The sequence below is a fragment of the Chitinimonas violaceus genome (assembly GCF_052601015.1).
This window is the reverse complement of the sequence record NZ_JBQXDJ010000035.1, coordinates 1-20,237: the sequence shown is the minus strand read 5'-3', so window position 1 is coordinate 20,237 and position 20,237 is coordinate 1. Positions and strand designations below refer to the sequence as shown.

Below are 20,237 nucleotides of genomic sequence, written 5' to 3'. Positions count from 1 at the left end.
CTTAGGATTCCTTGATCAATTCAGATGCTGCCAGTGCACAGCTGCGGCTCTTGCTGGTACCGGCGCGGCCCAGCAGTTCGAACCAGTCGGTTTCAATGCCGCAACCACAGTCGTGGCCTGGGTGCAGAATCGCCAGATCACTCATCACAACGCTGTGAGCAGGACTGGAGGTGATATAGGGCGACACGAAATGCAGAAAACCACGTGCCCCATAAGGCTGCGTGGCCAAGGTGGCTGGATGGCGGATAAAGGCGCGTGAGTAGCTGGGTACATGGAAACGGTGGTTCGGGCATTCGATGTAAGGCACCGGATGCTCCACTGCACCATAGCCATCACGGCAGCGGATATCGGGAATGCCCAGTTGCTCACCCAGACGCCGGTACAATTCAGCCTTGGGAATGGCCTGATCAGCATGAGTTTTCCACCCACCTCCCAGGAATACGAACGAATCGGGATGCAGCTGCAATGCGGGGTAACTCATTTCACGCATACGTTCGAGCGTGAACCACAGGAAAGCAGGGAAGCCGAAAATGCGTACCGGTAGCCCTTCTTCTGCAAATTCCTGCAAGGCTCGTATCACGCCGAATGGGTCGAACTCGTTGCCATGGCCGTTGTGCCGCAATGCATAGACCGCACGATTGACTGGCGCGTATTTGCAGAGGAACTGATCGGTATACGCCGTACCGAGGGTGATCGCACCCGCGGGTTCATAGCTCAACAGCAGGTAGTTGCACGGAGTATCGGGTGTATTCCAGCCATAAAGGTCGAAAATACGATCGACCATCGCCTGGGCTGAACCCAGGCTACGCTCGTCATACCGCATACGGCTCTTCTGGCCGGTAGTGCCCGAAGAGGTCAGTTCCAGCGCCTTTTCACCGGAAGAACTCAATAACAGACGCCGCTTGAAATAATTGGCAAAGAGCGGCGGCAAACTCGACCAATCCTTGATATCAGCCAGCCCTGCCCTATCCAACCCATTGGACGCCAGCCATTGGGCATAACCCGGCGACTCGTCGCAGTGATACTCAGTAAGTTCACGCATTGCCGCGTCAAACAACTGATCGCACTCGGCATCGGCGCGATAGGGGGATTCGATGGCACATAGCGCATCGACGTGGGCGAGAGAAGCCACAAGTGATCTCCTAAATAAGTGGGAAAGAGATTGAAGCGGATGGGAAATCAGATAATCAGGTCGCCGCCGTTACCAAAGGGCGGCGCTTGAGCAAGCGCCAAAGTGGCCAAATGGCAAGGCCGGCCGCAATGCTGGCCACGACGGCAAAGGCGGCAAGGCTTGCACCTGCGCCCAACTCGGCCATCACAGAGCTGCCAAGACCCAGCGTTGCTACGGAAATCATGCCGAGCATGGCTGCGACGGTTCCCTTGCCGCTTTCGCTGGCGAACAGGGTCAGCCGGTAAAGCGAGGCATTGCATATGCCCATACCGAATGCGTAGATCGTCATGCCCACTGCCAATGCCGGTAACCACCCGGTAATCAGCGTCAACACCAGCGCCAGCAACAAGCCGCCGAAAATCGGCGCGAGCGACAGACGAATCAACGCCTCAAGTTCAAATCGGGCAGCGGCATAGTTGAGCACCAGGTTGCCTGCAATCAGCCCACCAAAAATCGGCAGTTGCCATAAGCCATAGGCAATGGAATCCAAACCCAGGTTTTTCATCAGCAACAACGGTGAAAGACCAATCCAGCCAATCAGCGGAATACTGATCAGCCCCAGGGCAAAGCTGCCCTGCATAAAGCGGGCATTGCCCAGCAGTTCACGGTAACTGGCCAGGATATCGGCCAGATGCAACGGAGTCGGTTCGAGGCGGCTGCCATCCTTGCGCGTCACCCCGATGGTTTCCGGCATGAAGAACCACAGGCCGATCAACACGACGATGCTGAACAGACCCACCGCCACAAACAGGGTGCGCCACGTCATGACTTCCAAGAGCAAGCTACCGAGCAACGGCCCCAGCAGTGGTGACAACAACGCAATATTGGCAAGCAGCGCCATCAGGCGTACGGCATCAGTTTCCTCGAAAGACTCCTGCAATGACGGGTAACTGACCACCACCACAAAACCCAGACCAATCCCTTGGATAAAGCGCAGGGCATTAAATATATATATATCCCCCACCAACGGCGTTACCAGGCAGGCGATGGAATAGCCAATCGCCCCAGCCAGCAACAACGGACGGCGACCGAAGCGATCGGACAGCGGACCGATCAACCATTGAAACGCCACGCCACCAAGCAGATAAGCATTCAGGGCCATCGGCACATGGCTGACTGGCGCCTTCATATCACTCACCACATGCAGCATGGCGGGCATCACCACATCGCTGCCGACATAGGTCAGTAATTCAAACGTGGCCAATAACAGGCAGAAGTACAGCGCCTGGCGGGCAGAGATAGGTAACAACGAACGAGAGAAAGAGGACATCCGGTGACAATCTAGTTAAAACAAAAAGTTACAAAAGCGGGTGGATCTTGGGGTTGAAGATCAAAAGAGGTGGTGCAAGGAGGTCTTCAGTACAAAACCACAAATTTTTCTAATGACTTTTCCATCGAGAATGGCAATTTAGGAAATCACCAAGTCGAACACGCATGCAAAACACGCAATGAAATTCAGTATCGAAAGATTAAAAGAATCTAATAAATCAATATTTTAGGACTGCATTTTATGAGATGGTCCGCTCAACTACTGACCGAAAGTATTAGAGCTATCACCACTTCAAAAAAATCATTTTCTATGAATTACAAAAAAGAAGAAGCATATAACCAATCCTCACAATTGTCCTCACCGGGGCATATCGCCAAGCGTTTCAACGGTGCGAACCAGCAAGTTGCGATAGCAGTCCTAACTCACCAAAGGCACAATCACGCCTCGCTTTAGAACCTGCTCATGGTCTGTCGTACGCAGCTGCCAGCAGGGGAAAGCACATGAAACCGGCAAGTGCAGTCGCACATAAAGCTTTCGAGCAGTACATGAGCCCTGGTCACGCTTGCGAAGCAAAGCCGTGAGCAGGTTCTTAGAAATCGTTTAAGGAAATTTCCATGCAAGTTCTCAATGCCAAGCAAGGCATCAGCCTCGCGTTAATCGCTACTCTCTTTGCAGCCGGTTGTGCCAGTGATGGCAGCGGCATGACCAAAACAGGCCAAGGCGCTGTGATTGGCGCACTCAGCGGCGCAGTGCTCGGTGCAGCCATCAACCATAAAAATCGCGGCAAGGGCGCACTGATCGGTGCGGTGGGTGGCGGCCTGGTAGGAACCGGTGTGGGTGCTTACATGGACAAACAACGGCAGGACCTGCAAAAAGCACTCGCACCCGAAGTGCAGGCCGGTAATATCTCGATTGCTCAAGCCAACAACCACGCCATCAAGATCACCATGACGGCTGCCACTGCTTTTGATACAAACTCATCAGCGGTCAAGCCTGGATTCAATGGCACCATGGACAAGATCGCCAAGGTGGTGAATGTGTACGGTAAGACCACCATCAATATCATCGGCCATACCGATAGCCAGGGTAGCGACAAGCTCAATCAGGATTTGTCTGAAAGACGCGCAGCCTCCGTGGCGGATCAATTCCGTTCACGCGGCGTGATCGACCAGCGTCTCGACTCTCAAGGCCGCGGCAAAATGGAACCGATCGCCAGCAATGCCACCGAGTCAGGCCGGGCGCAAAATCGCCGGGTTGAGTTATTCGTAGAGCCAATCATGGCCAACTAAACCCTGGCAAAGCCTGCTATGTGTCAGCAGTCCTGAGCGGGACATAAAAACGCCGGCCCTTGGCCGGCTTTTTTCATTACCAAACATTAACAATGTTGTTAATTCCGCTGACTTTGCATTTCAATAAAGCACGCTATGAATATATGGCGTATCAAATACCATGCATTTGATTTGCCAACATTCCCTATTAATTAGCGCCTTGTATTGCGATAAATATAGGGTTACCAAGAGCGATCACTAATACACATCTATACACAAAGTGGACATATTCCTTGCAAATGCCGGTGCTACACTCAATTTCAGTCTAGGCACGCACTACGGCAATCCGTAACTACGGCCTTATTTCCCCAGGCCGTTCAAAATAGTTCGTGAATAGGCACTCAGTTAATTCCCACCCCCGAGGCCTTTGCATGTCCCGTCGCCCCATATTTTATTTAGTCGTTGTTGGTCTCGCCGGTTTGATTGCCTATGCGGCCTTCAAACCCACGGCATCAGGCGACCAGAACAATGGAGGGAAAGACCGTGCCAGCCAGATCAGTAGCGTACTCAGCCAGGCCAGCGACGTAACGCTACAGGTGGAAGCCCAAGGTACTGTGACTGCATTGAATACCGTGGAAGTGCGGCCTCAGGTTTCCAGTACCGTACGGGAAGTACATATCAAGGAAGGCCAGGAAGTACGTGCCGGCCAGCTGCTCTTCAGCCTCGATACCCGGGCCGATGCCGCCAAGGTGGCGCAGACGTCCGCCGAGTTGATTCAGGAAAAAGCCAAACTTGCCGACGCCGAACGCAGCCTGAAACGCACGCGTGAACTGCTGGCCCAGGGATTTGTATCGCAAAGCGCGCTCGATACCGCCCAAACCACACTCGACAGCAGCCGCGCCAGCGTGGCGGCAAAACTGGCAACGCTCCAAGCCTCCCGCGTAGGATTGGCCTACCAGACCCTGTCCGCCCCATTCAGCGGCCGCACAGGTGCAATTGATATCCACCCAGGGTCACTCGTGCAACCGAGCATGGCAAGCCCCATGGTCACCCTGACGCAGACCGACCCGATTGCCGTTGCTTTCACCCTGCCTGAACGCGAACTCAGTCGTCTGCTTGCCTTGCAGGCCAAGGGTTCTGCAGAAGCCTATGTCCAGCTCGATAATAACGAACGTATCGTCGGCAAGCTCAGCTTCATCGATAACGCAGTCAATACCGAAAGCGGCACGGTACGCCTCAAAGCAGAATTTCCCAATACCAAACACCTGCTCTGGCCCGGTGCGTTCGTTCGTGTCACGCTCAATTTGGGTGTGGAGAAGAATGCCGTCATCCTGCCCAGCAGTGCAGTACAGACCGGTCCAAATGGTCAGTTCGTCTACCTTGTTGAAGCAGACCAGACCGTACAGATACTGCCGATAAAACTTAAACGCGTGATCACCCGCGAAGGTAAACAGTTTGCCGTGATCGATGGCTTGCCCGGTGGCAAAAAGGTCGTGGCCGAAGGCGGTCAGAATCTGCGGCCGGGTGCCAAAGTCAGTGAAGGGCCGACCGGAAGACCGGCCAAACAGTAACCGGCGTGGCACTCGGGACTTGTGGCCCGACGATGGTTACGCAGCAAAGTCGTCAATCTGTTTCGAGCAACACATAAACCCTGATCACGACTGCGCAGCAAAATCGTGAACTGGTTTTAAGAACCTTTTCAAAGTCTCGCGAGCTATAGCAAGACAAGGCAAAAACAGCTGAGGAAGCAGAGTTTACAAGTGGTAAATGAGCATTCCGAGGCTGTTTTCAACGCCGTATTGCTGACGCGCAGCAGACTTTGAACAGGTTCTAACCGCAGCTGGCCACTACCGGCCAGTACATACGCAGTGTCTTACCCTGGTTCCGTTTAGCTATGCATCTATCCGAACTCTGTATCCGCCGCCCAGTCATGACCTCGCTGCTGTCGATCAGCGTGGTGGTACTTGGTTTGTTCGCCTATCAGAAGCTGCCGATTGCTGCGCTGCCGTCCTACGACACACCTACCATCAATGTCTCGGCCAACCTCTCGGGTGCGTCGCCCGAAACGATGGCAGCGTCCGTCGCGACCCCGTTGGAAAAGCAGTTTTCCACCATCGCGGGCTTAAAGCTGATCACTTCCACTTCCCGGCAAGGGTCCACTTCGCTGACGCTGGAGTTCGACGACGACCGCGATATCGACAAAGCAGCGGTCGATGTGCAGGCTGCGCTCTTACAAGCACAGCGCAGCTTGCCGGAAGACATGACCGACCTGCCCTCCTACCGCAAGGTCAACCCGGCCGATGCGCCGATCATCCTGATCAGCCTGACATCACCATCAATGCCTTTGTCCGAGCTGAACAACTATGCAGAAAACCTGATTTCGCCGAGTCTTGCCACCATTGCCGGTGTAGCCCAGGTGAATGTATTCGGGCAGCGTAAATACGCGGTGCGGGTAAGCGTGGACCCGGACAAATTGACTGCACGCGACCTGACGATGGGCGAAGTCGCCACCGCTTTACGCGCCGCCAATGCCAATACTCCGGTTGGCGTGCTGGATGGGCAACGCCAGCAACTGATCATCGAAGCGAACAAACAGCTGAACAATGCCGACCAGTTCCGTAATCTGATCATCGCACTGAAAGATGGCCGGCCAGTGCGGCTCAGTGAAATCGCCCAGGTCGAGGACAGCATCCAATCCGTCACTTCCTCTGCCCGTATCAATGGTGAATTGGGTGTGGTAATGGGCGTACAGCGCCAACCAAGCGCCAATACCGTCGCGGTTATCGACCGTATTCGTGAAGTTATTCCCGGGCTGATCGAGCAAATGCCCGACTCGGTAAAACTCGAATTTCGCAATGACCGCTCTACATCGATTCGTGACGCCATTGCCGATGTGAACTTCACCCTGTTCCTGACCGTGGCGCTGGTGGTGATGGTGATCTTCCTGTTCCTGCGCCGCGCCACTGCCACGCTGATCCCCACCGTTACCCTGCCGGTATCGCTGATTTCCACCTTCGCGCTGATGGCCTGGCTGGGCCACTCCCTCAACAACATCTCGCTGTTGGGTATTACTTTGGCCGTTGGCCTTGTGGTGGACGACGCCATCGTGGTGCTCGAAAACATCGTCCGTTACATCGAAGAGGGCATGAAACCGCTTGAAGCGGCTATCAAAGGTGCGCGCGAGGTCGGTTTCACCATTGTGTCGATCTCGCTATCGCTGGTGGCAGTGTTCATCCCAATTTTTTATATGCCCGGTGTCATCGGCAAACTGTTCCATGAGTTCGCGGTGGTGGTCAGCCTTGCCATTCTTGTATCCGGTATTGCATCGCTGACGTTGATTCCGCTTTTATGCGCACGTTTTCTCAAACACGAAGACCACGACAAACCAAGCAACCCAATCAGCCGGCTATTCGAACGTGGCTTCGATGCACTGCTTGGCGCTTACCAGGACGCGCTCGACCTGGCGCTCAAGTACCGCCGCGTCGTGCTGGCAGTCGCGCTCGCTACCTTCGGGTTGACCGCTTGGTTCTTCTACACCATTCCTAAAGGCTTCTTCCCCGAAGAAGACATCAGCCAGATCACCCTGCGTACCGAAGCTTCGCTTGATACTTCCTACCCCACCATGTTGGAACTGCAGGAACAAGTTGTGCAGAAGGTAAGGCAGAGCCCCTATGTCACTCAGGTCGTCTCGATTGTGGGGGGCGGGATGAACAGTAATAACGGGGGCCGGATGTTCATTACGCTAAAGCCGAAAGCCGAACGTCCTCCCATCCAGGCAGTCATCAGCGAGTTGCGTAAAGCCACCGGCAATATCCCTGGTCTGAGGGTCTTCATGACCCCCGACCAGAACCTACAGATCGGATCGGTTCAGACCAATAGTAAATTCCAGTATGTGCTGCTGGCCGTGCAGTCCGATGCGCTTTATGACTGGGCGGAAAAACTTGAGAAAGCATTGCACAAGGAAAAACTGCTGACCGATATCAGCAGCAATGCACAACGCAAAGGCTTGCAAGCCAGCCTGAAGGTAGACCGCGAACAGGCTGCCCGACTCGGCATCACCATGGCGGCCATGCGCGATGCTTTGTATGCCGCCTTTGGCGACCGCCAGGTCGCAACCATCTACACCCCGGCTGACGATTACGCGGTGATGATGCGTTTCGACGACCCATTCCGCACTGACGAAACAGCCTTGGAAAAAGTACGGGTACGTTCCACAAGCGGGCAACTGGTGCCGCTGACAAGCTTTGCCACCGTAACACGCACGATAGGCCCAACCTCGATCAGCCATCGCGGCCAGCTGCAGGCGGTTACCTTGTCCTTCAATCTGGCCGAGGGGGCAACTCTAGGCGATGCGCTCAAGCGTGTGGACGAGGTCAAGCGTGAAATCCAGATGCCAAATAGCATCCTGACCAGCCTTGGGGGCGACGCCGCCACATTTGCATCGAGCCAAACCAGCCAGATCGCCCTGATCCTGATTGCGCTGGCGGTCATCTATGTCCTGCTCGGTGTGCTGTACGAAAGCTATATCCACCCCATCACCATCCTGGCTGGCCTGCCGTCCGCCGCAGTGGGTGCGCTGGTGACGCTTCGGCTTTTCGACAAGGACCTGAGCCTGATCGCTGTCATCGGCATCCTGTTGCTGATCGGTATCGTCAAGAAAAACGCCATCATGATGATCGACTTCGCTGTGGAAGCACGTCATCGCGGAGAGACCGATCCGGTAAAGGCGATCCGCAATGCCTGTCTGCTACGCTTTCGCCCGATCATGATGACTACACTGGCCGCCATGATGGGTGCCCTACCCATCGCTCTGGGCCATGGTGCAGGGGCTGAGCTGCGCCAACCACTTGGGCTTGCCGTCGTAGGCGGGCTGATCTTCTCGCAGATGATTACGCTCTTTATTACACCTGTGCTCTATCTGTTTTTTGATGGCTTGCAGGAGCGTTTCATGCGCAAATCAGCAATACCGAAGACAATCCAAAACAGTGCGGACCCTATACCTGTCAGTCAACAACACCCTGGCTGATGCCCCTGTTTACGATCTGTGACGAGCAACTGTCAGCAGGGCAGCGCAGAAACCAGATGTACTTGGGTACATGAGGCTGCGAACTTCTTGGTGCAATAGCGCCGTAGCAGTTCGGCGTCCCCCTTGCGGGGCTTTCGAGCAGCACATAAGCCCTGATCACAACTGCGCAGTAAGATCGTAAACAGTTTCTATTTACTGACAGTACAGATATCTGACCGCAGCCTGAGCCTGATTGCGAACCTGAAGCTTTTCATAGATAGCTGTCTTCTGAACACGCACCGTATTGACGCTTTTATTCAAGATGCAGGCCACTTCCTTAACGGACTTCCCCATTGCGAGCAGGTCCAAAACTTCCCTCTCGGCCTGGGACAGCAAATTCAGGCCCGGCATGAAGTGTTCGCGCTTTATCGCCGCCTCGGATATTTCCATGGTCGTCCCCTATGCAAGCACCAATAAAACCAGCCAAGAATCCATTCAAAGCCTGCTTGGCGTCAGCACGGCAAAGTACAGCGCAAAAACCGGGATGTACTTGAGTACATGAAGCTTTCAAGCAGCACATAAGCCTTGATCACGACTAGGCATTAAGATCGTGGATAGACTCTTACACCAGCAGTCAGTTAACCGATTCTTATTCAAACTGGCAGCGGCCTTCACAGTAGTCACAGGCTTTTCTTTTCACTATCTGTTCACGACTTTGCTACGCGGGGGCCTCATTCGGCTGTACTTCCAGCGGGGAAGACATCCAGCAGCGCACCATCGTTACCGTTGCCACAGTGCTTTCACTCTAGGGTTGGCGGTATTCGTCTCACAACACAGTAAATATCCAATTTACAAATAGATAGAACGTGTGCGCCGGTAAAACCCCAATAAATTGCACATATGGGAACGTTTCCCTATACGTATTAGCAAGGAATAATCAACCTATCATATGCTTGATCTATAAGAGGTATGCCAGCGTAAATATCGCCCCCTCCCCTCTCTACTTCCAAATAGATCAGACCATCACTGGCTAACAGTAGTCCCATACGATCGACGTATATCAATAAAAAAAGGCCGGTACATTTGTACCAGCCTTTGTTGCATTTACCTCAGCTTACAAATTTACCAAGAGAAACTAAGGGTGTACTTACCGTTGTTCGCACCTGTACCGCCAGTGTGATACACCACGCGAGCGTAATACACAGCGCTTCTAAAGCTATTGTTTCTCACGGAAGCAATATCAACGCGGCGCTCACCCAGAATGCTCTTCGCCACTTGGGTACCATACTCGTTGTACAGGTAGAGGTCGTAATCCGCATTGTTGGCAAGACCCGTCAACTTACCAACGAGTGTATGGCCAGCAGGTACGCTCATCTTGTAGTAGTCGGTATCCGAAGTCAGCCCTACTGTGCCGTTCATTGTCCTCGGTGACGGAACATTATTGGCCGTTTCAATGGTGTTGTTCGGTTCAACCTCATTGTTGTCTGTTGGCCGGGTACCGCCAACCGCTGCTTGTACTGCGGCATAAGCGTCCAACATACCAGCGCCACAGCCAACACAGCTGGCCACGAAAGGCTTGGCAGAGGACTTCAGCAAGCTTTCCACTTCATCCGGCGTCAGGGTCGGCTTGGCGGAAATCATCAACGCGGCAACCGCAGCCACATGCGGCGTGGCCATGGAGGTGCCCTGGTAGTAGGCATAGCTATCGGCAACAGGCGATGTGAGCCCATCGTTCAAAGTGGAAAGCGTACCATCAGTGTCACCGGTACTCTGGTCACCGCCAGGGCCAGCAATATCCACCAGATTGCCGAAGTTGGAATAGTACGCACGGGAACCCGTCTTGCCATAGGCCGCAACAGCAATCACGCCTGTACAGTTGGCAGGGCTGGAGTTGCTCACATTACGCATCTCGTTACCTGCAGCCACCACCACGACCGCCCCATGGGCGCGTGCCGCATCGATCGCATTCTGGCTGGTGACATCACATGTACCGCCACCACCTAGCGACAGGTTCAACACACGTGCAGGATGAGTGTTGATGGGCAACCCACTCACCTCCCCGCCCGATGCCCAGATCATGGCATCTGCGATATCAGAGGTATAACCACCACATTTACCCAAAACGCGCATCGGTACAATCTTGGCGCCCGGTGCAATCCCGGCTACGCCGATACCATTGTTGGCAATGGCAGCGATGGTGCCCGCTACATGGGTACCATGCCAACTGGAGTTGGTAGCTGGTTCACCCACTTCACATTCCCCATCCGCAGTTGCATCACCCGGATCACTGGCGTCGCCGTCCCGACCATCACCGTCATTGGAAATCACGGTGTCGTTGATCATGTCGTAGCCGTTGACCACATTCGCGGCCAAGTCAGCGTGTGGGCGATACCCGGTGTCGATCACCGCTACGTTCACCCCAGTACCAGTGGAAGTATCCCAAGCAGCCAGTACATTGATACCCGCAGCGGAATTCTGCAGATCCCACTGCTCGGCCCAGCGACTATCGTTTGGTGCCACGGTCATGTGATGCAGCAGACGATCCGGTTCCGCGTATTCAACATTCGAGTCTGCCTTGGCGATCTTGCTGGCCATTGCTGCAACCTCGGTCAGGGAGCGGGCACGATCCAATTTCCAGATCTGCGCGCCAAGCCCTGTACCCCTCAGGAACTTGACTGACACACCAAGCTGGCTACCTGCAGCCTGAATGCGAGTTTGCCTTTCGGCTTGCAAAGTCGCCATCGCGGTAGCCGCGCTTGGGCTGGCCATTACGCTTGGGCTGATTACACCGCTGCGATACTTAACGATGATCCGGTCGGTTTTAACAATAGGTTTACTAGCCACTGCAATATTCTGTGCAGCGAATGCCGTACCAAGCGCCATCCCCAGCGCAATTGCCAAACGGCTATGAAGAAAAAGCGGTGCCCACTGATTACAGTATTTCATCACGATGCTCCATTTATATATTGCTTCTTCGCGTCGGGGCTCTGCCGGCGCTGGATATAGTCCACCCGTCGCAACCCAAATGCGGGGTCACAACAAGAGAGCCTGGAGGGGTATTAAATAACCGGGAGTGGTAATAGCCACTCGGATATCAAATTAACTGGGTGGGCAAGAAGCCAAAGGATTGCTGCGCGACCCGCGGCGATTCCCTATCGATACCGGGGCACTGAAAACAGCAAATAGGAACGACAACAACATGCGCAACCCTCCGACGACCACAAGAGAACTAACTCTTGGCGGCCAAGACAAAATCGGTTTGCCGTACAAAAGGTACGACGACTTGAAGCAGCAATATGTCGAGGGATCTACCCGCTCTTGCGTAAATAACCACACGGCGGGGAAGAGACCGGTCTAACGCCGATCTGTATGTGGATTCAATGTATGCGTATTCGGAAGTTGTAACAATATATGAGTATTCGACTGTAACTTAACTACAACAATATTCAGTGCATGATAACAACATATAACACTAATGCTTTTTAATCTTTTGTTTTATAAAAACTTTTTATGCATGAAAACTTAGTGCTTTGCCACATGTCTCTACGAGAATATGCATATAACATTTGGCATAAAGCACCTAATTCCAATTCACCTCTTTCACGATCAGTTGCCGACACACGTCATCCAGCCATTAAACGCAACCCGCCGAACCGGGATATCCCAAGTTCAGCAGATGGTGAATGGAACGGGAAAAATACACAGCACGTTGGCTTTCCTTCTCGCTTGTGCTTGCGAGCAGCGCATCGACCCAAATCAGGTCGACGTAACAATCGTGAACAGTTCTTAAATGGGGAATTACCAGGAAAGCATAGTGACTACCAGGTCACCCGAAATACCCCAGGAGGAAGACGCACATGGCAAGCAAGCCGCGGCAGATCCGGGGTATCAGGTAAACCTGCTGTCTGCCGTTGCGCTTCATCCAGCAACTGTTTACGCGCAAGAACATTGCGTTCCTTGCCGCTCATCACAAGCACCCCTGGCTGGGCGTCATGTTCCAAATAAACCAGACATGCGCCACAAGTACCCTGCCCGCACCGCCAATACAAAGGTAACCGACCATCACGTGCCAGTTCCCGTACGACATCAATCAGCAACCCACCACTTGCAACAGTGACCTGAAGCGGCTCGTTCATACCGCCCCCTTGGAGAATCAATCTTGTTTCAGACTCGACCAACATGACGATGCATTCCATTAATCCCTGTTCATGATCTATCACGAACAGCTGCCCGCTGACTGGGGGCCGACTCTCGGCAGTTAACGTTAGCCATATAACCGTCCCCTTTGTTGCAGTAGCGCTGTGCTCTGCTAGCTTTAATTTTACTGCGCCCGATAAGTTCACGCGCAGCAGCAGCCACCTACGTTTCGCCCGACTGCACGAACAGAACTACACATAAGTTACTGTTTATGCACGTAGGCGCGAAACATCGTGTGCTAAGCTCGCTGAAAACCGCATCAGGCAAGCCATTCCTCATTATGAAATCGTTCTTTCCGCTTCTTTCTCCGCTGTTGCTTGGCCTCATTGCACTGACGCCACGCGCTGCACTTATCGACGATATGCTCAAGGCCCGTGATTACAGCCGGGCCGGCCAGCTCGACAGAGTCGCTGAACTTACCTCCCGTACGGATGGTACGGCGCTGGAAATGTATCCCCGTTATTGGATCATCTCGGCGCAAATCGATGAAATGCCCGAATCCGAGCTGAATTTCTTTCTGGATCACTATGCAGGCAGTTACCTTGCCGAACGCCTACGAGGGGAATGGCTGAAGAGCCTGGGTAAACGCGGCCAGTGGTCGTTGTTTGAACGGGAGTGGCCCAAGCTCATCAATTGGGAAAGCGGTAGCGAATTACATTGCTATCGCCTGCAATTTGCGCTGCAACGCAATGACACCAAATTGGTTGTGCGCGAAGGGCGGCCACTCTGGTTCACGGCGCGTGGCCTTAACGAAGCCTGCATACCTGTTTTCGACGCCTTGTTCGCCAACGGCACCTTGCAGCAAGACGATGTATGGCAACGTATTCGCCTTGTGCTTGAAGCTAATAATCCTGATTTTGCTGCTCAGTTGGCGGCTCGTATCGGTAGTGCAGGCGGTATCGACCGAAAGCGCTTGCAAGCTGTCGCGAGTAATCCAGCCAAAGCCATCAATAACCTCTCTCTAAACAGCCGGGGTGGTCGTGAACTTGCCCTTTTTGCTATCAGCCGGGCTGGCCGGACCAGTGCCGACACAGGCAGAGCGCTGCTCGAGAAAGTAGCAAGCCAACTGCCCGATACCGACCGGCGCTATGCCTGGAGTCGACTTGGCTACCATGCCGCCCGCCAGTTGCGTGACGAAGCGTTGGACTACTACCAACGTGGGCAGAACCTACAGCAACTGGATGATGAATCCCGGGACTGGTATGTACGGACAGCCCTGCGTACCGGTAACTGGACTGGGGTGGCCAACGGCATTGATGCCATGTCCGCAGAGAAACAACGGGATCCCGCTTGGCAATACTGGCGTGCCCGTGCGTTTGCCCAAACAAACCAGATCCCTGAAGCAAACCGGCGCTATGTTGAACTCGCCGGTCAGCATAACTTCTACGGCCTCCTGGCCAGGGAAGAAATCGGTCCAATGGCCGAACCCAGTCGTACCGTCTACAAACCTAGCTCTGCAGACCTGCAAGCCATTCGCCAACTGCCATCGGTAGAACGGGCGCTGGCGCTGAATAATCTGGAGTGGCGTAACGAAGCCATCCGTGAATGGAATTGGGGGATGCGCGGCCTTAACGACAACCAATTGCTGGCTGCGGCAGAAGTCGCCCGTCAAACCCAATGGTACGACCGGGCTATCTACTCGGCGGAACGCACCAAAGACCTGCATGACTTCAGCCTGCGCTTTTTGGCGCCTTATCGTGAAACCACGCAGGTCTATGCCCGGCAGATCGATCTTGATGAAGCCTGGATCTACGGCCTGATCCGCCAGGAGAGTCGTTTCATCAGCGTGGCGAAGTCTGGAGCCGGTGCACAAGGTCTGATGCAGCTTATGCCAGCTACCGCGAGCTGGGTGGCAAAAAAGATCGGTATGCGTAATTACAGCCCCGCTGCAGTCAATGAGATCGGTACCAACGTACAGCTCGGCACTTACTATCTGAAGCACGTTCTGGACAGCCTGGGCGACCAGCCGGTACTGGCCACCGCCGCGTACAATGCCGGCCCTGGCCGTGCGCGCGTTTGGCGAGCATCACGCCCCTTGGAAGGTGCAATCTACGCCGAAAGCATTCCCTTCGCGGAAACGCGCGATTACGTAAAGAAGGTCATGGCGAACGCCATTTACTACTCACAAGCCTTCGGCCAGGGAGAAACTTCATTGAAGAGACGTCTGGGTATTGTGCCGGGGCGTAGTGGTAATGATGTCCCATTAGACGACACACCTTAGGGGGCAGCTAACAAAACCCTTCTGGCGTTGTTGCGCAAACTTGCCGTACCTACGTACTGTCTACGTTTGTGCGCCTAGCCAGAACCACTTTGCTGGTTTTTGTTAGCTGCTCACAACCCTTAAGCAGTTGTCAAAGTTACACATGTAAAGTTCGTGAACCAAGTTTAAAAGCAGCTTTTGACGATCTGTCACGAGCAGCCATCAGCACGGTGAAGCGCAGCACACGAACCGGAATGTATCTAGAGCAGCACATGAACCCCGATCATGGCTGCACAGTAAGATCGTGAACAGGTACTTACTTACGAGGAAGCACCAATGCCCATCCCTAGCAACGCCCCGATTCTGGTCATCGGCGGTACCGGTTTTGTTGGTCTGAGTCTGGTTGAGCGTCTGGTGGCGCGCGGCCATACCGTCACCTTGCCCAGCAGGGATCGTGAGAAAGTCAGAGAAGATCTGATTCCCTTACCCGGCGTCACTGTGATCAATGCCGATGTACACAACCCGAGGGTTTTGACAAAACTGGTGCCTGGGCATGCAGCAGTCATCAACTTGGTGGGCACCTTGCATGGTAATCAGACGCAATTTCGCCGGGCCCATGTCGAGTTGCCCGAGAAAATCATCGCCGCCATGAAACAAACTGGTGTGCAGCGTTATCTGCATATGAGTGCCTTGGGTGCCAATGCAATGGGGCCATCTCTTTACCTGCAGACCAAGGGAGAAGCCGAAGCGCAAGTTCGCAACTGCGATCTGGACTGGACGATATTCCGTCCTTCAGTGATTTTCGGCTCTGGAAAATGCTTTCTCAGCCTGTTCGCCAGTCTGCTCAAAGTAGCGCCATTTGTACCGCTGGCTGGCGCGTCGTCACGTACACAGCCCGTTTGGGTAGAGGATGTCAGCCGTGCCTTCATTCATGCATTGGAAGACGACAACCTGCGTAACCAAACGCTCAGCCTGGTCGGCCCAACGGTCTACACCATGCAGGAACTCATGCGATACACCGGCAAGACCGCTGGGACACCAAGGCCGGTCATTGCCGTGCCCGACTGGTTTGGCCAGCTGCAGGCTGCTGCCATGTCTATCCTGCCCAGGCCACCGTTGACTCGAGATAATCTGGCCTCGCTCAAGGTCGATACCATAGACCCCGCCGGTTTCGCCCCCCTTCTCGGTTGGCGGCCTATGGCCTTGGAAGCGATTGCACCGATGATTCTCGCGCAGGGTCGGGCCCGCGATCGATACCTCATGTTACGTAAGCAGCATCGCAATATGTAGTTTGCCTCAAGGGGACATCATTAGAACCTGTTCAATATCTTGCTATGCAGCTGTGATCAGGGCTTATGTGCTGCTCGAAATCCTCATGTACAACAGTACATTCCGGTTTCTGCGCTGCTCTGCACTCTGCTGACAACTGCTCGCGACAGACCTTGAACTGGTTCTTAGCCCCGATCTCGAAAAGCTCATATAGGAACTATGTAATGCTTCAACTGGTGATAGGCAACAAGGCTTACTCTTCCTGGTCGTTGCGGCCGTGGATACTACTCAAGCAATTTGGCATCCCATTTGAGGAGATACTGATCCCGCTGTACGAGGCAAACACTGCTGAGCAGATTCGACGTTATGCGCCAACTGGCAAGGTCCCCTGCCTGATTGATGGCCCTATCACCATTTGGGAGTCCATTGCCATCTGCGAATATCTGGCAGAACAGTACCCGCAGTACAAGATGTGGCCTGAAGATCGTGCCCACCGCGCTGAAGCGCGTGCACTGGCGGCAGAAATGCATGCCGGCTTCTCAGCCCTGCGCACCCACCATCCAATGAATGTACGCAAAGTCAAGCCGCCCAAACCACGCCATCCGGACGTGGAACGCGACTTGGCGCGTTTTACCACCATGGTTGAAAACCTGCGTAGCCGCTTTGCCACACAGGGCCCATTCCTCATGGGTGAATTCAGCATCCTGGATGCCATGTATGTACCCGTAGCCACACGGTGCCGTACCTATAATCTACCCGTACCAGAACAGACCAAGATCTGGATAGATCACATGCTGGCACTGCCGGTAATGCGTGAATGGTGCGCTGCTGCAGAAGTTGAGACTTGGATAGTGGCGCTGAACGAAAGCGCAGGAGAATAAACTTGCCCACAATCTTCCTGCCACCCGCAGCAGACTTTGAACAGGTTTGAAAAGAACAGGCAGCCATGGCTGCCTGTTTTTTGCTGCTATTGATCCGACTAGGCAGGTTTATGCTCTGCCTTGGCTTCATTTCGACAATCCGACTCAAATAACGCCTCCAACTCGATCACAGCATCGCGTGTGGTCTGGATCATCTGGGTTTCATCGTGGCGTACCGCATACTGACGCTCCAGCAAATCCTCGTCATGCTGCCGGAAAGCTGTCAGTGTCTCATCCACCACTTCCTGGGAGCCGCCCAATCCTGCCAGCACACTACCAGCCAGTTCCAGGCTGGATGCAAAGGTCTCACGCGTCACCACTTCCACATCCAAGTCCCTCAGACGGTAGTAATGAAAGCGATTGCGCACACGGGCATAGATTCGTAGGTTGGGGAAATGTCTCCGTGCCGTTTCCGCAGCCTTGATCGAAGATTCAACTTCATCAATTGCCAGCACTAATATCTCAGCCTTGTCAGCACCCGCAGCGCGCAACAGCTCCACTCGGGAAGCATCGCCATAGTAGACACGGTTCCCAAAGCGCCGCACAAAATCGACTTGTTCAGGATTCGCCTCCAACACGGTGACAGGAATCTTACGTGTTCTAAGCACCCGGGCAACGATCTGCCCGAAACGACCGAAGCCTGCCACGATGACGCGATGTTGCTCTACATTGATCTCGTCAAAGTCCCTTGGCGGCTTGCGTTCGAGCCTCGGCGCTATCCACCGCTCATGCACCGTGACAAATAGTGGCGTCAGCGCCATAGATACCGTCACCGTCATGATTAACAACTCGGCGGTTGCTGTATCAAGCAGCTGTTGGCTGACCGCGACGGCCAACAACACAAAAGCAAATTCACCACCCTGTGCGAGATAGATTGCCAACCTGCGGCCTGCAGGACCTTCCAAGCCTGCTACGCGAGCTATCAGATAGAGTACCAGCGCCTTGAGCAACATCAGCCCCAGGGCCAAACCCAATACCACCAAAGGCTGAGCCCGAAGCAGTCCCAGATTCGCTGCCATTCCTACCGCAACGAAAAAGAGTCCCAACAGTACGCCTTTGAAGGGTTCGATATTGGCTTCCAGTTCATGGCGGTATTCCGAATCTGCCAGCAGCACCCCGGCCAGGAAAGCACCTAGCGACATACTCAAACCGGCAGCCTCCATCCCCCAGGCCATCGCCATGACCAGCAACAGCGTTGCCATGACGAATATTTCATGGCTCTTAGCCCGCGCTACCAAAGCAAAGGCTGGTCGTAACAAGTAGCGCCCGCCAATCACCACCGCAAGTACCGCCCCGATCGATACCCAGGCAGAGGGTCGGCTCACTGCCTGAACAGCTGGGGACATTAACGGCAAAATGGCAAGTAGCGGAATAACCGCCAAGTCTTGAAACAACAGAACCGCAAAGCCATCCCTGCCATGCCGGCTGGTCAGTTGGTTCTTCTCCGCCAACATCTGCAGCACAAACGCTGTGGAAGACAACGACAATGCCAAACCTGCCACGGTAGCTGCTGTTGCATTGAGCCCAAGCAGCCAGCCAATCAACCCCAATGCCAGGCTGGTCAGCAGCACTTGTGAGCCCCCCAGACCGAACACGGCACGACGCAATACCCATAAGCGTGAAGGCTGCAGCTCCAAACCGATGATGAACAAGAGCAGCACCACCCCAAATTCGGTGGCATGCAAAATAGCGGTCGGGTCCCCGATCAGACCCAATCCCCAAGGCCCGATTGCGACCCCGGCTGCCAGATACCCCAGAACAGAAGCTAGGCCAAACCGCTTCAACAAAGGTACGGCGATCACCGCCGAGGCCAGTAAGACGACAGATTGCGATAGCAAGGTCACGAAAAAACTCCAGAACAGGTGACCGGATAATGGCAAGCAGCAACCCATAACGCCAGTGCCGCATTTACGTACGGGTAACCAAGGAAAGGGAAATACACAAGATGATAAATAGATCGGACTATGGCTAGATGACCACCCTACTATGGGCCACACCATGTATCGGGTTGAACAGACCGGATAAACCGATCTCTGTTGAGCTTACCAGGCAACGATGCTTTACTGCCGCCCCTTCGAAACGGGGATACCCCAACCAGGGCGAGTACCTCTGGCATTCAATTGCTCCCCTCCTTTACTACATAAAAGCAGCGCACGCTGCTTATTACCTTTTCAATCAGAATTTCCAATGTCTCAAATCGATTTAAAGAAGAAAACTGAAGTCGTCATCATGGGTTCAATACTGGCACTAACCGTTATGGCGCCACTCAATGCCAACGCAGGGAAGGTGGGCTTTACCGCAGTCCCAACGGCACGGACTGCATACTTCCCTGTTGGGGACTATGTACTGGAAGAATTTACCCTGAATGTATCCGCGAATGTGGCAATGAATTTCAACCATGACCAGACCGGCGCCGCAGTCACCGCCGCCAGTAACAAAGGCATGCATACTTTTGGGGGCACCACGCATGGTGGCTCAGTCAAGCAATGCGAAAGCAGCAGCTTAGCTAACCCGGTTCCGGGGATTCCCGATCTTACCAACGGTTGTCCAACCCCTTAACACCTGCCTACAGTCTGCTACGCGTCAGCAATACGGCGTTAAAAACATCCTCGGAATGCTCATTTAGCATGAGTAAACTCCGCTTCCTCGGCTGTTTTCGCCTTGTCTTGCCCTAGCTCGCTAGACTTTGAACCAGTCCTTAGCTGTTTAGTACGGCCTACCGCGCGCCAGCGATAGGGTGTTCAAAACGCCTAAGCTAGATGGTGATCTCGATCCGATTCCCTTCCGGGTCGAGCACCACACTCTCGTAGTGAATCCCCCCGGTTTTCGTGGAGGCTCAGTTGTTAGAGACAGGCGAACTGTGCCTGCTCGTTTAGCTGTCGGTAATAAGCTGTCTCCGCTTCTGCTGGTGGCACGTAGCCGATTGAGCTTAGTAAC

General features: G+C 54.0%; 13 protein-coding genes. 7 read left to right on the top strand and 6 right to left on the bottom strand.

What is annotated here, in order from left to right; all coding sequences use genetic code 11:
• Position 1: 1 nt before the first annotated feature.
• Positions 2-1,132: a LuxE/PaaK family acyltransferase gene (locus tag ACUHMQ_RS12660; RefSeq protein ID WP_445295826.1), complete on the bottom strand. Its 1,131-nt coding sequence runs from the start codon at positions 1,130-1,132 to the stop codon at positions 2-4.
• 55 nt (positions 1,133-1,187) lie between these two features.
• Positions 1,188-2,441: an MFS transporter gene (locus tag ACUHMQ_RS12655; protein ID WP_445295825.1), complete on the bottom strand. Its 1,254-nt coding sequence runs from the start codon at positions 2,439-2,441 to the stop codon at positions 1,188-1,190.
• Positions 2,442-3,055: 614 nt separating this feature from the next.
• Here ACUHMQ_RS12655 and ACUHMQ_RS12650 point away from each other — a divergent pair.
• The 3 genes from ACUHMQ_RS12650 (at position 3,056) to ACUHMQ_RS12640 (ending at position 8,735) form a co-directional block, all read left to right on the top strand.
• A complete protein-coding gene (locus tag ACUHMQ_RS12650; protein ID WP_445295824.1) occupies positions 3,056-3,730 on the top strand; it encodes a YiaD family glycine zipper/OmpA-like lipoprotein in 675 nt (224 codons plus the stop codon).
• Positions 3,731-4,140: 410 nt separating this feature from the next.
• Positions 4,141-5,280: an efflux RND transporter periplasmic adaptor subunit gene (locus tag ACUHMQ_RS12645; protein WP_445295823.1), complete on the top strand. Its 1,140-nt coding sequence runs from the start codon at positions 4,141-4,143 to the stop codon at positions 5,278-5,280.
• 323 nt (positions 5,281-5,603) lie between these two features.
• Positions 5,604-8,735, top strand: a complete 3,132-nt coding sequence (locus ACUHMQ_RS12640) for an efflux RND transporter permease subunit (protein WP_445295822.1) — start codon at positions 5,604-5,606, stop codon at positions 8,733-8,735.
• Between the two features lie 192 nt (positions 8,736-8,927).
• Here the strand turns inward: ACUHMQ_RS12640 and ACUHMQ_RS12635 are convergent, their stop codons facing one another.
• From ACUHMQ_RS12635 to ACUHMQ_RS12625, 3 genes are all read right to left on the bottom strand, one after another.
• Complete coding sequence (locus ACUHMQ_RS12635; protein ID WP_445295821.1) at positions 8,928-9,164, bottom strand: response regulator transcription factor; 237 nt, start codon at positions 9,162-9,164, stop codon at positions 8,928-8,930.
• A 672-nt stretch (positions 9,165-9,836) separates the two neighbouring features.
• Positions 9,837-11,660, bottom strand: a complete 1,824-nt coding sequence (locus tag ACUHMQ_RS12630; RefSeq protein WP_445295820.1) for a S8 family peptidase — start codon at positions 11,658-11,660, stop codon at positions 9,837-9,839.
• A gap of 872 nt (positions 11,661-12,532) precedes the next feature.
• Positions 12,533-12,850: a 2Fe-2S iron-sulfur cluster-binding protein gene (locus ACUHMQ_RS12625; RefSeq protein WP_445295819.1), complete on the bottom strand. Its 318-nt coding sequence runs from the start codon at positions 12,848-12,850 to the stop codon at positions 12,533-12,535.
• A gap of 341 nt (positions 12,851-13,191) precedes the next feature.
• On the opposite strand from ACUHMQ_RS12625, the gene ACUHMQ_RS12620 reads away from it, so the two are divergent.
• From ACUHMQ_RS12620 to ACUHMQ_RS12610, 3 genes are all read left to right on the top strand, one after another.
• Positions 13,192-15,132 (top strand): lytic transglycosylase domain-containing protein, encoded by a 1,941-nt coding sequence (locus tag ACUHMQ_RS12620; protein WP_445295818.1) that lies wholly within the window; start codon positions 13,192-13,194, stop codon positions 15,130-15,132.
• A gap of 315 nt (positions 15,133-15,447) precedes the next feature.
• Complete coding sequence (locus ACUHMQ_RS12615) at positions 15,448-16,401, top strand: complex I NDUFA9 subunit family protein (RefSeq protein ID WP_445295817.1); 954 nt, start codon at positions 15,448-15,450, stop codon at positions 16,399-16,401.
• Between the two features lie 203 nt (positions 16,402-16,604).
• Positions 16,605-17,261, top strand: coding sequence for a glutathione S-transferase family protein (locus tag ACUHMQ_RS12610; protein WP_445295816.1), 657 nt, complete (start codon positions 16,605-16,607; stop codon positions 17,259-17,261).
• 98 nt (positions 17,262-17,359) lie between these two features.
• Here ACUHMQ_RS12610 and ACUHMQ_RS12605 read toward each other — a convergent pair whose 3' ends face one another.
• Positions 17,360-19,144 (bottom strand): monovalent cation:proton antiporter-2 (CPA2) family protein, encoded by a 1,785-nt coding sequence (locus tag ACUHMQ_RS12605; protein ID WP_445295815.1) that lies wholly within the window; start codon positions 19,142-19,144, stop codon positions 17,360-17,362.
• A gap of 343 nt (positions 19,145-19,487) precedes the next feature.
• Here ACUHMQ_RS12605 and ACUHMQ_RS12600 point away from each other — a divergent pair, with 343 nt between their 5' ends.
• A complete protein-coding gene (locus ACUHMQ_RS12600; RefSeq protein ID WP_445295814.1) occupies positions 19,488-19,859 on the top strand; it encodes a hypothetical protein in 372 nt (123 codons plus the stop codon).
• The last annotated feature ends 378 nt before the right edge of the window (positions 19,860-20,237 follow it).

What these genes read in the sequence shown, in the direction of transcription:
- ACUHMQ_RS12655 (WP_445295825.1), bottom strand. Translation starts at nt 2,441, where the DNA reads ATGTCCTCTTTCTCTCGTTCGTTGTTACCTATCTCTGCCCGCCAGGCG.
- ACUHMQ_RS12650 (WP_445295824.1), top strand. Translation starts at nt 3,056, where the DNA reads ATGCAAGTTCTCAATGCCAAGCAAGGCATCAGCCTCGCGTTAATCGCT.
- ACUHMQ_RS12645 (WP_445295823.1), top strand. Translation starts at nt 4,141, where the DNA reads ATGTCCCGTCGCCCCATATTTTATTTAGTCGTTGTTGGTCTCGCCGGT.
- ACUHMQ_RS12640 (WP_445295822.1), top strand. Translation starts at nt 5,604, where the DNA reads ATGCATCTATCCGAACTCTGTATCCGCCGCCCAGTCATGACCTCGCTG.
- ACUHMQ_RS12635 (WP_445295821.1), bottom strand. Translation starts at nt 9,164, where the DNA reads ATGGAAATATCCGAGGCGGCGATAAAGCGCGAACACTTCATGCCGGGC.
- ACUHMQ_RS12630 (WP_445295820.1), bottom strand. Translation starts at nt 11,660, where the DNA reads ATGAAATACTGTAATCAGTGGGCACCGCTTTTTCTTCATAGCCGTTTG.
- ACUHMQ_RS12625 (WP_445295819.1), bottom strand. Translation starts at nt 12,850, where the DNA reads ATGAACGAGCCGCTTCAGGTCACTGTTGCAAGTGGTGGGTTGCTGATT.
- ACUHMQ_RS12620 (WP_445295818.1), top strand. Translation starts at nt 13,192, where the DNA reads ATGAAATCGTTCTTTCCGCTTCTTTCTCCGCTGTTGCTTGGCCTCATT.
- ACUHMQ_RS12615 (WP_445295817.1), top strand. Translation starts at nt 15,448, where the DNA reads ATGCCCATCCCTAGCAACGCCCCGATTCTGGTCATCGGCGGTACCGGT.
- ACUHMQ_RS12610 (WP_445295816.1), top strand. Translation starts at nt 16,605, where the DNA reads ATGCTTCAACTGGTGATAGGCAACAAGGCTTACTCTTCCTGGTCGTTG.
- ACUHMQ_RS12600 (WP_445295814.1), top strand. Translation starts at nt 19,488, where the DNA reads ATGTCTCAAATCGATTTAAAGAAGAAAACTGAAGTCGTCATCATGGGT.